Annotated in this window: 16 protein-coding genes; 14 read left to right on the top strand and 2 right to left on the bottom strand. The window is 68.0% G+C overall.

The window, feature by feature from the left end; genetic code table 11:
- Positions 1–8 precede the first annotated feature (8 nt).
- Genes lpxD through OOT46_RS20950 form a run of 6 tightly spaced genes read left to right on the top strand, consistent with a single transcriptional unit; the run spans position 9 to position 4860 of the window.
- The gene (gene lpxD / locus OOT46_RS20975) at positions 9–1082 is read left to right on the top strand and encodes a UDP-3-O-(3-hydroxymyristoyl)glucosamine N-acyltransferase (protein WP_265405584.1); all 1074 of its coding nucleotides are present in this window, start codon (positions 9–11) and stop codon (positions 1080–1082) included.
- 2 nt (positions 1083–1084) lie between these two features.
- A complete protein-coding gene (gene fabZ / locus OOT46_RS20970) occupies positions 1085–1525 on the top strand; it encodes a 3-hydroxyacyl-ACP dehydratase FabZ (RefSeq protein WP_416136237.1) in 441 nt (146 codons plus the stop codon).
- A 10-nt stretch (positions 1526–1535) separates the two neighbouring features.
- A complete protein-coding gene (gene lpxA / locus OOT46_RS20965) occupies positions 1536–2324 on the top strand; it encodes an acyl-ACP--UDP-N-acetylglucosamine O-acyltransferase (protein WP_265405582.1) in 789 nt (262 codons plus the stop codon).
- Between the two features lie 37 nt (positions 2325–2361).
- Positions 2362–3480, top strand: coding sequence for a lipid-A-disaccharide synthase (gene lpxB / locus OOT46_RS20960; RefSeq protein ID WP_265405656.1), 1119 nt, complete (start codon positions 2362–2364; stop codon positions 3478–3480).
- Positions 3452–4075 carry a ribonuclease HII gene (gene rnhB, locus OOT46_RS20955; protein WP_265405581.1) on the top strand — a complete coding sequence of 208 codons (624 nt, stop codon included), beginning with the start codon at positions 3452–3454 and terminating at the stop codon, positions 4073–4075. Before lpxB ends, rnhB begins: the two co-directional genes overlap by 29 nt.
- Positions 4075–4860, top strand: coding sequence for a TrmH family RNA methyltransferase (locus OOT46_RS20950; RefSeq protein WP_265405580.1), 786 nt, complete (start codon positions 4075–4077; stop codon positions 4858–4860). The genes rnhB and OOT46_RS20950 overlap by 1 nt, the downstream gene beginning before the upstream one ends.
- On the opposite strand, the gene OOT46_RS20945 is transcribed toward OOT46_RS20950, so the two are convergent.
- Complete coding sequence (locus tag OOT46_RS20945) at positions 4854–5675, bottom strand: pyruvate, water dikinase regulatory protein (RefSeq protein WP_265405579.1); 822 nt, start codon at positions 5673–5675, stop codon at positions 4854–4856. The genes OOT46_RS20950 and OOT46_RS20945 overlap by 7 nt on opposite strands.
- A gap of 223 nt (positions 5676–5898) precedes the next feature.
- Between OOT46_RS20945 and ppsA the strand changes: the two genes are divergently transcribed.
- The 3 genes from ppsA (at position 5899) to OOT46_RS20930 (ending at position 10822) form a co-directional block, all read left to right on the top strand.
- The gene (gene ppsA / locus OOT46_RS20940) at positions 5899–8295 is read left to right on the top strand and encodes a phosphoenolpyruvate synthase (protein ID WP_265405578.1); all 2397 of its coding nucleotides are present in this window, start codon (positions 5899–5901) and stop codon (positions 8293–8295) included.
- 146 nt (positions 8296–8441) lie between these two features.
- Entirely contained in the window at positions 8442–8699 is a 258-nt protein-coding gene (locus OOT46_RS20935; RefSeq protein WP_265405577.1) for a DUF4212 domain-containing protein, read from the top strand.
- A 2-nt stretch (positions 8700–8701) separates the two neighbouring features.
- Positions 8702–10822 carry a sodium:solute symporter family protein gene (locus OOT46_RS20930; RefSeq protein ID WP_265405576.1) on the top strand — a complete coding sequence of 707 codons (2121 nt, stop codon included), beginning with the start codon at positions 8702–8704 and terminating at the stop codon, positions 10820–10822.
- A 25-nt stretch (positions 10823–10847) separates the two neighbouring features.
- Here OOT46_RS20930 and OOT46_RS20925 read toward each other — a convergent pair whose 3' ends face one another.
- A complete protein-coding gene (locus OOT46_RS20925; RefSeq protein WP_265405575.1) occupies positions 10848–11021 on the bottom strand; it encodes a hypothetical protein in 174 nt (57 codons plus the stop codon).
- On the opposite strand from OOT46_RS20925, the gene rpsF reads away from it, so the two are divergent.
- The 5 genes from rpsF to dnaB all read left to right on the top strand — a co-directional run bounded on the left by rpsF (position 11020) and on the right by dnaB (position 14101).
- A complete protein-coding gene (gene rpsF, locus OOT46_RS20920; RefSeq protein ID WP_265405574.1) occupies positions 11020–11382 on the top strand; it encodes a 30S ribosomal protein S6 in 363 nt (120 codons plus the stop codon). The two genes, OOT46_RS20925 and rpsF, sit on opposite strands and share 2 nt — an antisense overlap.
- Before the next feature lie 37 nt (positions 11383–11419).
- Positions 11420–11701: a primosomal replication protein N gene (priB, locus tag OOT46_RS20915; protein WP_265405573.1), complete on the top strand. Its 282-nt coding sequence runs from the start codon at positions 11420–11422 to the stop codon at positions 11699–11701.
- Between the two features lie 51 nt (positions 11702–11752).
- Positions 11753–12037: a 30S ribosomal protein S18 gene (rpsR, locus tag OOT46_RS20910; protein ID WP_047194759.1), complete on the top strand. Its 285-nt coding sequence runs from the start codon at positions 11753–11755 to the stop codon at positions 12035–12037.
- Between the two features lie 11 nt (positions 12038–12048).
- Positions 12049–12501 (top strand): 50S ribosomal protein L9, encoded by a 453-nt coding sequence (rplI, locus tag OOT46_RS20905; protein ID WP_265405572.1) that lies wholly within the window; start codon positions 12049–12051, stop codon positions 12499–12501.
- Positions 12502–12670: 169 nt separating this feature from the next.
- A complete protein-coding gene (dnaB, locus tag OOT46_RS20900; RefSeq protein WP_265405571.1) occupies positions 12671–14101 on the top strand; it encodes a replicative DNA helicase in 1431 nt (476 codons plus the stop codon).
- The last annotated feature ends 263 nt before the right edge of the window (positions 14102–14364 follow it).

Raw genomic sequence — 14364 nt, 5'->3', positions numbered from 1 at the left:
GCAACGCCGTGACCGATGTTGCACGCCCAGACGCCGCCCGCCCCGCACCGGCCCAGCCGGTGCGCCTCGGCGAGATCGCGGCGCAGCTCGGCGGCGAGCTGATCGGGCCGGTCGAGCTGCTGGTCTCGCGCATCGGTCCGCTCGAGGGCGCGACGCCTTCGACCCTCAGTTTTCTTTCGCATCCCAAGTACCAGTCGCAGCTCGCCACCACGGCGGCCGGCTGCGTGATCGTCGCGCCGGCCATGCGCGAGGCCGCGGTCGCCCGTGGTGCTGCCATCGTCACGGCCGACCCCTATCTCTACTTCGCGCACCTGACGCAGTGGTGGGCGCGCCGGGTGCGGCCCGCGGCCGAGCCGGGCATCCACCCCTCGGCCTGCGTCGCGCCCGGCGCCCAGATCGGCGAGGGCGTGCGCATCGAGGCCTTTGTCGTGGTCGAGGAGGGGGCCGTCATCGGCGACGGCGCGGTGATCGGCTCGCACAGCGTGGTGGGGCAGGGCGCCCGCATCGGCGCCGGCACGCGGCTCGCGCCGCGTGTGAGCCTGCTGCACGGCTGCAGCATCGGCGCGCGTGGCATCCTGCACTCCGGCGTCGTGATCGGTGCCGACGGCTTCGGCTTCGCGCCCCACCAGGGCGAGTGGGTCAAGATCGAGCAGCTGGGCGTGGTGCGCATCGGCGACGACGTCGAGATCGGCGCCAACAGCTGCATCGACCGCGGCGCCCTGGATGACACCGTGATCGAGGACGGCGTCAAGCTCGACAACCTGGTGCAGATCGCGCACAACGTGCACATCGGCGCGCACACCGCGATGGCCGGCTGCGTCGGCGTGGCGGGCAGCGCGCGCATTGGCGCCCACTGCACGGTGGGTGGCGGGGCCGGCATCCTCGGCCACCTGACCCTGGCCGACCACGTGCACATCTCGTCAATGTCGCTGGTGACCCGCTCCATCCTGCAGCCCGGGCTGTACAGCGGCGTCTTCCCCATCGACGACAATAAGTCCTGGGAGAAAAACGCGGCGACCCTGCGTCAGCTGCACGGCCTGCGCGAGCGCCTGCGCACGCTGGAAAAGAAATTTGCGCCATGACCATGGATATTCACCAGATTCTCAAGAAGCTCCCGCACCGCTATCCCATCCTGCTCGTGGACCGGGTGCTGGAGGTCGAACCCGGCAAACGGGTCAAGGCGCTCAAGAACGTCACGATCAACGAGCCGTTTTTCATGGGGCACTTCCCGAGTCGCCCGGTGATGCCGGGCGTGCTGATGCTCGAAGCGCTGGCGCAGACCTCGGCGCTGCTGTCCTTCGCCGGCGACGGCGGCGACCTCGACCCGCGGGCCGTCTACTACTTCGTTGGTATCGACGGCGCGCGCTTCAAGCGCGTGGTGGAGCCGGGCGACCAGCTGATCCTGGACGTCGAGCTCGACCGTGCCCGCGGCGGCATCTACAAGTTCAAGGCACGGGCCAGCGTGGACGGTGAGCTGGCCGTGGAAGCCGAGCTGATGTGCACGATGCGCATCATCGAGGACTGAGGGAGCGTCCATGGCCACCATCCATCCGACCGCGATCGTCGATCCCAAAGCCGAGCTGGCCGCTTCCGTCAGCATCGGCCCCTATGCCGTGATCGGGCCTCATGTCCGCATCGACGAGGGCACGACGGTGGGGCCGCATGCGGTGATCGAGGGCCACACCACGATCGGTCGCGACAACCGCATCTTCCAGTTCGCCTCCCTCGGCGCAGTGCCCCAGGACAAGAAGTACGCGGGCGAGCCGACCGAGCTGCGCATCGGCGACCGCAACACCATCCGCGAGTGCTGCACGCTGAACCTCGGCACGGTGCAAGACGGCGGGTTGACCGGTGTCGGCAACGACAACTGGATCATGGCCTACGTGCACATCGCGCACGACTGCCACGTCGGCAACCACGTGACCATCGCCAACGGCACCCAGCTGGGCGGCCACGTGGTGCTGGGCGACTGGGTGACCCTGGGCGGCATGACGGGTGTGCACCAGTTCGTCCGCATCGGGGCGCATGCGATGACCGCGGTCGGCAGCGTGCTGGTGCAGGATCTGCCGCCCTTCGTGATGGCCGACGGGGACACTGCCCAGGCGGCCGGCCTCAATACCGAGGGCCTGCGCCGCCGCGGCTTCACGCCGCAGCGCCTGGCCGCCGTGAAGCAGATGTACCGCCTGCTCTACCGCCAGAGCCTCACGCTGGAAGACGCGAAGCAGCGCATCGCCGCGGTGGGCGCCGAGTTTCCCGAGGCCGAGGCCGACATCGCGCTGATGTCGGCCTTCCTGGAAGCTTCCACGCGCGGCATTGTCCGCTGATCGCCCGGTGGCGGCTGCCCTCGATCCCCGCCTGGCCATGGTGGCCGGCGAAACCTCCGGCGACCTGCTCGCGGGCCTGCTGATGGGCGGCCTGCGGGCGCGTTGGCCGGGGCTCGTCGCGCAGGGCATCGGCGGCCCCCGCATGGCCGGCCATGGCTTCGAGGCCTGGTGGCCGCACGAGAAGCTGGCGGTGCGCGGATACGCCGAGGTGCTGCGCCACTACCGTGAGATTGCCGGCATCCGCCGCCAACTTGGCGACCGCCTGCTGCGAGAGCGTCCGGACGCCTTCATCGGTGTCGACGCGCCGGACTTCAACCTCGGGCTGGAAGAGCGCCTGCGCGCCGCCGGCATCCCGACCGTGCACTTCGTCTGCCCCTCGATCTGGGCCTGGCGTGGCAAGCGGGTCGAGAAGATCCGCCGCGCGGCCGATCACGTGCTGTGCGTTTTCCCCTTCGAGCCAGCCCTGCTGGAGGGCCACGGCATCGCCGCGAGCTATGTCGGCCACCCGCTGGCCGATGCCATCCCCTTGGAGGTGCCGCGCTCGGAGGCGCGCGCCGCGCTCGGCTTGCAGCCGTCCGACACTGTCGTGGCGCTGCTGCCCGGCAGTCGCCGCAGCGAGGTCCACTACATCGCGCCGGGCATGATCGCCGCCGCCGCCGAGCTGCAGCGGCGCCGCGCCGGGCTGCGCTTCGTGCTGCCGGTCGTGCCCGGGCTGCGCCCGCTGGTCGAGCCGAGCGTCGCGCAGTATGCTTCGCAGGTCGAGGTCACCCTGGTGGAGGGCCGCTCGCACGAGGTGCTGGCGGCCTGCGATGTCACCCTGGTGGCCAGCGGCACCGCCACGCTGGAGGCGGCGCTGTTCAAGCGGCCGATGGTCATCACCTACAACATGCACTGGCTGAGCTGGCAGATGATGAAGCGCATGGGCTACCTGCCGTGGGTGGGCCTGCCCAACATCCTCTGCGAAGACACGGTCGTGCCGGAGCTGCTGCAGCACCATGCGAGGCCTGCCGCGCTGGCCGATGCCGTGCTGGGCTGGCTCGACGACCCGGCGCGCTGCCGTGCCGTCGAGCAGCGTTTCCTCGAACTGCACCACCGTCTGCGCCGCAACACGGCGCAGGCCGCCACCGATGCGATCGCGAAAGTCCTCCACCGTTGAACAGCTGCCGCTGAGCTGGGACATCCAGGGCCTGCTGGCCGGCGTCGACGAAGCCGGCCGCGGCCCGCTGGCCGGCCCGGTGGTCGCGGCCGCGGTGATTCTGGACGAGACGCAGCCCATCGAGGGCCTGGCCGATTCCAAGCAGCTCACCGAGCGCACCCGCGAGCGCCTGTTCGACGAGATCCGCGCCAAGGCGCTGTGCTGTTCCATCGCCGAGGCCAGCGTCGAGGAAATCGACAGCCTCAACATCCTGCATGCGACGATGCTGGCGATGCGCCGCGCGGTGGAAGGCCTGCGCCTGAAGCCCGCCAAGGTGCTGGTGGACGGCAACCGCCTGCCGGTGCTGAAGGTGGCGGCCGAAGCCATCGTGCAGGGCGACGCCAAGGTGCCCGCCATCTCGGCCGCCTCCATCCTCGCCAAGGTGCACCGCGACCGGCTCTGCCTGCAGCTGCACGAGCTGCACCCGCAGTACGGCTTCGCGGTCCACAAGGGCTATCCGACCCCCGAGCACCTGGCGGCGCTGCGCACCCATGGCGCCTGCGTCGTGCACCGGCGCAGCTTCGCCCCGGTGCGCGCGGCGCTGGACGCCGCCTGATGCAGCCGCGGCTGATCAGCTCACGCGACAACCCGCTGCTGGTGCGCCTGCGCAAGCTCGCGCAGGACCCCGGCGCCTACCGCAAGCTGGGCGAGATCTGGGTCGAGGGCGACCACCTCTGCGGCGCCTGCGTGGTGCGCGGCGTGCCGGTGGCGCAGGCGGTCTTGTCTGAAACCGCCTGGCAGCAGCCGGCGCTGCGCCGCCTGGCCCAGCACGCTCCGGCCGTCAGTGTCGTGCCGGACGCCTTGTTCAAGGGGGTCAGCGGCCTGGAATCGCCCACCGGCTGCGGCTTCTTGCTGCCGTGGTCCGGGCCGGTGCCCGTCAGGCCCGGCGTCGCGAGCGTGGTGCTCGACCGCCTGCAGGATGCCGGCAATGTGGGCTCGGTGCTGCGCAGTGCCGCCGCGCTCGGGGTCGAGCAGGTGATCGCGCTGCGCGGCACTGCCGGCCTGTGGTCGCCCAAGGTGCTCAGGGCCGGCATGGGGGCGCATTTCGCGCTGCACATCGTCGAGACCGCCGAGCCGGCCCAGCTCGACACGCTGGCGCTGCCGCTGCTGGGCACCAGCTCGCACACCGAGGCCGAGCTGCACGCCACGCCGCTGCCCTGGCCCTGCGCCTGGGTGCTGGGGCACGAAGGGCAGGGCGTCGATGCGGCGCTGCTCTCGCGCTGCGCCCAGGTGCTGCGCATCCCCCAGCCGGGCGGCGAGGAATCGCTCAACGTGGCGGCTGCTGCCGCGGTCTGCCTCTACGAGTCGCTGCGCCAGCGGCTGGCCGGGGGCGCTCAGTAGATCAGCCGGTCCGGCCGGATGTCGCGCAGGATGGTGGTCGCGATCTCCTCGATGGACTTGTGCGTCGAGGACAGCCAGGAGATGCCCTCGCGGCGCATCAGGGACTCCGCAGCGGCAACTTCATAACGGCAGTTCTCCAGGCTCGCGTACTTGCTGCCGGGGCGCCGCTCGTTGCGGATCTCGGCGAGCCGGTCCGGCGCGATCGTCAGCCCGAAACACTTGCCCTTGTGCGGCGCCAGCGAGGAGGGCAGGCAGTCGCGCTCGAAGTCCTCCGGGATCAGCGGGTAGTTGGCGGCCTTCACGCCGTGCTGCATCGCGAGATACAGCGAGGTCGGTGTCTTGCCGCTGCGGCTCACGCCGACGAGGATGACGTCCGCCTGCTCCAGGTTCTTGGCCGACTGGCCGTCGTCGTGCGCCAGCGAGAAATTGATCGCCTCGATGCGGTTGTGGTACTCCTGGCTCTTGGCGATGTCCGAGAAGCGCCCGACGCGGTGGTTGGACTTCATGCCGAACTCGAGCTCCAGCGGCTCGACGAAGGTCATGAACATGTCCAGCACCAGCCCCTGGCAGCCGGCCTTGACGACCGACAGCACCTCCTCGTCGACCAGGGTGGTGAACACGATGGGCTTGCGGCCTTCGGCTTCGGCGGTGCGGTTGATCTTGTCGACCGCCTGCTCGGCCTTTTCGGTCGAGTCGATGAAAGGCATCCGTACATGCCGCGGCTGGATCGCGAACTGCTTGAGGATGGAGTTTCCGAAGGTCTCGGCCGTGATGCCGGTGCCGTCGGAGACGAAAAATACGGTTCTGGTAGGCATGCTTCAGATTGTTTAGCCTCGGTTCACAAGCGAAGAGTAATCCCCCTTAGAATCCTCTGGAATACCCTTTGTCCTTCCTCATGCGCGCCTTACCACACCAAGCAGAATCCAGAAAGTGGGCTGGCTTGCGCGCGTCCGCCGGAGAGATCGCGCCTTGCGCGGACTCCGGCGCGCCACGCGGGGACTCGGGAGCACCGGTTTCTCAACATCACGGAGCTTTCCCATGTCATCCACCTCTCTGGCGACCGCCCTGGTCGTACCGTTTGAAAACCTGAGGATGACCGACGTCGAGTCGGTCGGCGGCAAAAACGCTTCCCTCGGCGAGATGATCAGCCAGTTGGCGGCCTCCGGCGTGAGGGTGCCGGGCGGCTTCGCCACGACCGCCCATGCCTTCCGCGAGTTCATCGCGCATGACGGCCTGGCGGCGAAGATCAATGCCACCCTGTCCAAGCTGGATACCGAGGACGTGCGTGCGCTCGCCGAAGCGGGCGCCCGCATCCGCCAGTGGGTCGTCGACACGCCGTTTCCGCGCGCGCTGGAGGATGCCATCCGTACCCAGTTCGAGCAGCTGACACGCGACAACCCGGGCGCCTCCTTCGCGGTGCGCTCCTCGGCCACCGCCGAAGACCTGCCCGACGCCTCCTTCGCCGGTCAGCAGGAGACCTTCCTGAACGTCGTCGGCATCGAGGACGTGCTGCACAAGATCAAGGAAGTGTTCGCCTCGCTGTACAACGACCGCGCCATCAGCTACCGCGTGCACAAGGGCTTCGCGCACAGCGACGTCGCGCTGTCGGCCGGCATCCAGCGCATGGTGCGCTCCGACCTGGGCGCCGCCGGCGTGATGTTCACGATCGACACCGAGTCCGGCTTCAAGGACGTGGTGTTCATCACCTCCAGCTACGGCCTGGGCGAAACCGTGGTGCAGGGCGCCGTCAACCCCGACGAGTTCTACGTGCACAAGCCGGCGCTGAAAAACGGCAAGCTGCCCATCATCCGGCGCAACCTGGGCTCCAAGCTGATCAAGATGGAATTCGCCACGCCCGAGGAGCGCGCCTCCGCCGGCAAGCTGGTGAAGACCGTCAACACCGCGCCCGAGCAGCGCAACCGCTATTCCTTGAGCGACACCGACGTGGTCGAGCTGGCCAAGTACGCGCTGATCATCGAGCAGCACTACGACCGTCCGATGGACATCGAGTGGGGCAAGGACGGCGAGGACGGCAAGCTCTACATCCTGCAAGCCCGCCCCGAGACCGTGAAGAGCCAATCGGCCGGCAAGGCCGAGCAGCGCTACAAGCTCAAGGGCCAGGGCACCGTGCTGGCCGAGGGCCGTGCGATCGGCCAGAAGATCGGCACCGGCCCGGTGCGCCTGGTCCACTCGATCACCGAGATGGACCGCGTGCAGCCCGGCGACGTGCTGGTCACCGACATGACCGACCCCAACTGGGAGCCGGTGATGAAGCGCGCCAGCGCCATCGTGACCAACCGCGGCGGCCGCACCTGCCACGCGGCCATCATCGCGCGCGAGCTGGGCATCCCGGCAGTGGTCGGCTGCGGCGACGCGACCGAGGTGCTGAAGGACGGCGCGCTGGTGACGGTGGCCTGCTCCGAGGGCGACACCGGCTACATCTACGACGGCCTGCTGGAGACCGAGGTCACCGAGGTGCAGCGCGGCGAGATGCCGTACTGCCCGGTCAAGATCATGATGAATGTCGGCAACCCCCAGCTGGCCTTCGACTTCGCGCAGATGCCCAACGCCGGCGTCGGCCTGGCTCGCCTCGAGTTCATCATCAACAACAACATCGGCGTGCACCCCAAGGCCATCCTCGACTACCCGAACGTCGACGCCGACCTCAAGAAGGCGGTCGAGTCGGTGGCGCGCGGCCATGCCTCGCCGCGCGCCTTCTACGTCGACAAGCTGGCCGAAGGCGTTGCCACCATTGCCGCGGCCTTCTGGCCCAAGCCGGTGATCGTGCGCCTGTCGGACTTCAAATCCAACGAGTACCGCAAGCTGATCGGCGGTTCGCGCTACGAGCCCGAGGAAGAGAACCCGATGCTGGGCTTCCGCGGCGCTTCGCGCTACGTGAGCGCCGAGTTCGCCGAGGCCTTCGCGATGGAGTGCGAGGCGATCAAGCGCGTGCGCAACGAGATGGGGCTGGACAACGTCGAGATCATGGTGCCCTTCGTGCGCACCCTGACCCAGGCACAGAAGGTCACCCAGATGCTGGCCGACCACGGGCTGCCGCGCGGCAAGGACGGCCTGCGCATCATCATGATGTGCGAGGTGCCGAGCAACGCCATCCTGGCCGAGCAGTTCCTCGAGTACTTCGACGGCATGTCGATCGGCTCCAACGACCTGACCCAGCTGACCCTGGGCCTGGATCGCGACTCGGGCCTGGAACTGCTGGCGCAGGACTTCGACGAGCGCGATCCGGCGGTGCGTGCGATGATCTCGCGCGCCATCGCGGCCTGCCGCGCGGTCGGCAAGTACATCGGCATCTGCGGCCAGGGTCCCAGCGACCACCCCGACTTCGCCGAGTGGCTGGCCGACGAGGGCATCGTCTCGCTGTCGCTGAACCCGGACACGGTGGTCACGACCTGGCAGCGGCTGGCGCAGCGCTGACGCGCCGGCTCTCGCTGTTGCAAGCGAGCAGCGGCTCCCGTGGGGAGCCGCTTTTGTTTCCGCCTCCCCGCGCGCCGAGGGGAAGTCCTGATGGGACCGGCGCCGGGGGATTCCAGAATGGGCCGGCCCATCCGGGGAGGACGATCGTGCAAGCGACACCGAAACAAAAGGACCACTGGCGCCGCAACCTGCGTATCACCGGCGCGCTGCTGGCGCTGTGGTTCGGCGTCAGCTTCGGGATCGGCTGGTTCGCGCGTGACCTGGATTTCAGCTTTTTCGGCTGGCCCTTTAGCTTCTGGGTCGGTGCCCAGGGCGCGCTGATCCTGAACGTCGCCATCATCGGCTTCTATGCCCGCACCATGAACCGCCTCGACCGCGAGCACGGCGTGGCCGAGGAGGAGTGAGGATGGGCAAGCTGACCTCCACCTTCCGTGGCGCCTCGCCGCAGGGCCAGGCGCCCGCCAGCTTCAAGAAGCAGCTCAACAAGGTCTACGGCTGGTACACCTGCGGCTTCATCGCCTTCGTGCTGGTGCTCGCGGCGCTGGAGCAGTTGGGAATGTCGCGCAACTGGATCGGCTTCATCTTCCTGCTGGCGACCGTGGCGCTGTATGCCGGCATCGGCATCATGAGCCGCACCACCGACCCGGTGGAGTACTACGTGGCCGGGCGCCGCGTGCCGGCCATGTACAACGGCATGGCGACCGGCGCCGACTGGATGTCGGCGGCCTCCTTCATCGGCATGGCGGGGACACTCTACCTGGGCGGCTACAGCGGGCTGGCCTTCGTGATGGGTTGGACCGGAGGCTACGTGCTGGTGGCGCTGTGCCTCGCGCCCTATCTGCGCCGCTTCGGCCAGTTCACGATTCCCGACTTCCTCGGCGAGCGCTACGGCGGCAACCTGGCGCGCTTCATCGGCATCTGCGCCGCCATCCTGTGTTCCTTCACCTACGTGGTGGCGCAGATCTACGGGGTCGGTCTGATCACCTCGCGCCTGTCGGGGCTGGCGTTCGAGCTGGGCGTTTTTGTCGGGCTGGGCGGCATCCTGGTGTGCTCCTTCCTGGGCGGCATGCGGGCCGTCACCTGGACCCAGGTGGCGCAGTACATCGTGCTGATCATCGCCTACCTGGTGCCGGTGGTCTGGCTGTCGGTCAAGCAGACCGACGTGCCGCTGCCGCAGCTCGTCTACGGCGTCCAGCTGGAGAAGGTCAGCGCCAAGGAGCGGCAGCTGCAGCAGGACCCCAGGGAGCTCGAAGTCATCGAGGTCTACCGCCAGCGCGCCGCTGAGGCGGCGGCCAAGCTGGCCGACGTGCCCGCTGCGATGGCCGCCGACCGGGCCGCGGCCGAGCAGCGCGCCGCCGACCTGCGCGCCCGCAACGCGTCGCCGGCCGAGATCCAGGCGGCCGACCGCGCCCGCGCGGCACTGCCGCATACCGAGGCGCAGGCGCGCGCCGCCTACGCGAGCGAACACGCCGCGGCCGAGGCCCGCGCCAGGCCACTGGCCGGCATGCCGCCGCACGGCCAGGTTCATCCGGGCGATCCAAAGGGCAGTGCCGCCGAGCGCCAGGCCTTCGACGAGTCGCGCCGCAACTTCCTGGCGCTGATGTTCTGCCTGATGGTCGGCACCGCCGCGCTGCCGCACATCCTGATGCGCTACTACACCACCCCCTCGGTGCGCCAGGCGCGCGAATCGGTCACCTGGTCGCTGTTTTTCATCGTGCTGCTCTACCTGACCGCGCCGGCGCTGGCGGTGCTGGTCAAGTTCGAGGTGTTCAGCATGGTGGTCGGCACCCCCTTCGACCAGCTGCCGACCTGGGTGTCGCAATGGGCCAAGGTGGATCCGACCCTGGTGTCGGTGAGCGACGTCAACCACGACGGCATCCTGCAGCTGGGCGAGCTGCGCATCGGCGGCGACATCGTGGTGCTGGCGACGCCCGAGATCGGCGGGCTGCCGTATGTGATCTCCGGCATGGTGGCGGCCGGCGGGCTGGCCGCGGCGCTCTCGACTGCCGACGGCCTGCTGCTGACCATCGCCAACGCGCTGTCGCACGACTTCTACTACAAGATGATCGACCCGAACGCGCCCACCTCGCGCCGCGTGATGATCTCCAAGGTCCTGCTGCTGGTGGTGGCGCTGTGCGCCGCCTACATGGCGGTCAAGAAGCCGGCCGACATCCTCTTTCTGGTGTCGGCGGCCTTCTCCTTCGCCGCCGCTGGGCTGTTTCCGGCACTGGTGCTCGGCATTTTCTGGAAACGCGCGACCTCCGCCGGCGCTGTGCTGGGCATGGTGGTCGGGCTGGGCGTCACCCTGTACTACATGGTGCGCAACCAGACCTGGCTGCGCGACGTGTTCGGCATCGCCGCGCCGCCGCAGCTCTGGTTCGGCATCGACCCGATCTCCGCCGGCGTGTTCGGCGTGCCGGCCGGTTTTGCGGTGATCGTCGTGGTCAGCCTGCTGACCCCGCCGCCCAGCCGGGCGGTACAGGAACTGGTCGAGCGCCTGCGGTCGCCGGAGGCGCTCGAAACTTGAGTTTTTCTTTACATCTGCGCTATACTCACCGGCTTTCCTTGCCGCACCCGGCATTGGAGCGCATCGCTTTTTGCAAGATCGCTTGCGATTGCTTGTGATTGCCTGCAGACAGCGACGCGGGCTCTCCAATACGACGCCCCGGGGCGGCTTCCTTGCCGGTCGCGATTCCAGCGGCCGGAGAACCCAAAAGGAGTGTCATGCGTCACTACGAAATCATTCTGCTGATCCATCCGGATCAAAGCGAGCAGGTCAACGCGATGGTCGAGCGCTACAAGGGCACCGTGACCGCCGCCGGTGGCAAGGTCCACCGTTTCGAGGACTGGGGCCGCCGCCAGATGGCCTACATGATCCAGAAGCTCGCGAAAGCCCATTACATCTGCATCAACATCGAGTGCAGCAAGGAAACGCTGGAAGAGCTGGAGACCGGCTTCCGCTTCAATGATGCCGTTCTGCGCCACCTGACCGTGCAGAAGAGCAAGGCCGAGACCTCTCCGTCCGTGATGATGAAGATGGTCGAGAAGGAAGAGGCCAAGAAGTCCCAGCAGGAAGCCACGGCCTGAGTTTTTCAGCCGTCCGTCGCGCGCCTGATCGCATCGCATGAACCGGGTGGTTCTCAATGCGGTGGTGATCGAGCGAGGAGCGATGCGCTACACGCCCGCCGGGCTGCCGGCCCTCGATCTGCGCCTGGCGCACGAGTCGACGGTCACGGAAGCCGGCCATCCCCGCAAGCTGAGCCTGGAGCTCAAGGCGGTGGTGATCGGGCCGCTGGCGCAGCGCGTCGGTCAGGTGGAGTTGGGCAGTGCCCATGACTTCGCCGGCTTCCTGGCTTCGATGCGCAACGGCCGAGGTGTTGTGCTGCACATCACCGAGCTGCTCTAGCCCTCTGGTTTGATTCATCCACGTTTTTGCAAGTTATAGAAGGAGGTCATCATGCCCCCACCCCGCGGTAAGTTTTCCAAGGACCGTAAAGGCAAGCGCAACCAGCAGTCGCTGCTGTTCAAGCGCAAGCGTTTCTGCCGTTTCACGGTCGCCGGCGTCGAAGAGATCGACTACAAGGATGTTGACATCCTGCGTGACTTCATCGGCGAGAACGGCAAGATCATCCCGGCCCGCCTGACCGGCACCCGCGCGATCTACCAGCGTCAGCTGTCCACCGCCATCAAGCGCGCGCGCTTCCTGGCGATGCTGCCCTACAGCGACCAGCACAAGGTCTGAGGAGCCGAGACATGCAAGTGATCCTGCTCGAAAAAGTGGCCAACCTCGGCAACCTGGGCGACATCGTCAAGGTCAAGGACGGTTATGCCCGCAACTTCCTGATCCCGACCCGCGCCGCACGCCGTGCGACCGAGGCCGCGATCAAGGAGTTCGAAGCCAAGCGCGCCGAACTGGAAAAGGTCGCCGGCGAGAAGCTGTCGGCGGCGCAAGCCCAAGCCGAGAAGCTGGCCGGCAAGACCGTCCAGGTGTCGCAGAAGGCCGGCGTCGACGGCCGCCTGTTCGGCTCCGTGACGAACGCCGACATCGCCGAGAGCCTGAAGCAGCAAGGTTTTGAGGTCGCCAAGGCGCAGGTCCGCCTGCCCAATGGCCCGCTGAAGATCGTCGGCGAGCACGCCGTCTCGGTCGCGCTGCACACCGACGTGGTGGTCGACATCACCGTCGCCGTGGTGGCTGCCCAGGACTGAGTTTTCGGTCCACGACGCAGCCTCGCCGCTGCGTGAAGAAGGCCGGTCGCAAGACCGGCCTTTTCCATTTCCGGGGCGACTTATCCCCGGAGATCCACCCTCGGTCCACCGCTTATCCACAGACTTGTTGTCTGGTCCGTGCCAGGGCCCGGTCCTATCATTGCCGCTTATGTCCGCGATCCTGTCAGGTTCTGATTTCGCCAACGCGCCGCGCCGCGCCGAGGACGACGAAGTCGCCCGTTTGCGCATTCCGCCGCATTCCATCGAGGCCGAGCAGAGCGTGCTGGGCGGCCTCCTGATCGACAACAGCGCCTGGGACCGCGCCGGCGACCTGCTCAGCGAGGCCGACTTCTACCGCTTCGAGCACCGCCTCATCTACACCGCCATCGCGGGCCTGATGACGGCCAGCAAACCAGCCGACGTGATCACCGTCTACGAGCAGCTGCAGAGCCTCGGCAAGGCCGAGGAATGCGGCGGGCTGACCTATCTGAACGCGCTGGCGCAGAGCGTGCCGAGCGCCGCCAACCTGGCCCGCTACGCCGAGATCGTGCGCGAGCGCTCGGTGCTCCGCAAGCTGGTCTCGGCCAGCGACGAGATCGCCACCGCGGCCTTCAATCCGCAGGGCCGGCCGGTCTCGGCCATCCTCGACGAGGCCGAGGGCAAGATCTTCAAGATCGGCGAGGAGGGCTCGCGCTCCAAGCAGGGTTTCCACTCGATGGACCAACTGGTCGTCGACCTGCTGGACCGCGTGCAGGAGCTGGCCGAGAACGGCGCCGAGGACGTCACGGGCGTGCGCACCGGCTTTGTCGACCTGGACCGCATGACCGCCGGCCTGCAGCCCGGCGACCTCATCATCCTGGCCGCGCGCCCCTCGATGGGCAAGACCGCCTTCGCGCTCAACATCGGCGAGCACGTCGCGGTGGCCGAGGGCCTGCCGGTGGTGGTGTTCTCGATGGAAATGGGCGCGGCCCAGCTCGCGCTGCGGGTGGTGGGCTCGCTGGGCCGCATCGACCAGTCGCACCTGCGCACCGGCTCGCTGCGCGACGACGAATGGTCGCGTCTGTCGGAGGCGGTCGAGAAGCTGCGCAACGCCAACATCTTCATCGACGAGACGCCGGGCCTGAGCCCGACCGAACTGCGTGCGCGGGCCCGCCGCCAGGCGCGCCAGTGCGGCCAGCTGGGCCTGATCATCATCGACTACCTGCAGCTGATGAGCGGCAACGGCGGCGGCAGCGAGGAGAACCGCGCCACCGTGATCGGCGAGATCTCACGGGGCCTGAAGGCGCTGGCCAAGGAGCTGCGCTGCCCGGTGATCGCGCTGTCGCAGCTGAACCGAAGCGTCGAGACCCGGACCGACAAGCGCCCGATGATGAGCGACCTGCGCGAATCGGGCGCCATCGAGCAGGATGCGGACGTGATCATGTTCATCTACCGCGACGAGTACTACACCAAGGAAGCCTGCAAGGAGCCGGGCGTCTCCGAGATCATCATCGGCAAGCAGCGTAACGGGCCGGTGGGGACCGTGAAGCTGGCCTTCCTGAAGCCGTTGACGAAGTTCGAGAATCTGGCGCCGGGGTATACGGGGCCGGACGAGTATTGAGCGGGGGCGGGTTCGGGAGGGGAGGGGTGTGGCAAGCGGGCTGTGGCTCTTCGATGTCAGGTCTGTAGCTTGTGGCTTGTGGGCGGTCGTTGCGGCTAAGCCCGCTGGCGCGGGCGCGCCCCTTCGGGGCGATGCCGGGATGTGCGCCCGGCAGCGCACCTACTTTCTTTGCTTCGCCAAAGAAAGTAGGCAAAGAAAGGCGACCCCGAGTGGGGCGCCCCCTCGCTTCGCGAAGGGGTGCTCTGCGGTGCTCGCGACTGGAA

This window comes from Aquabacterium sp. A7-Y (assembly GCF_026153205.1).
Classification (GTDB): Bacteria; Pseudomonadota; Gammaproteobacteria; order Burkholderiales; family Burkholderiaceae_C; genus Caldimonas.
This window is presented reverse-complemented; position numbering and strand designations above follow the sequence as displayed.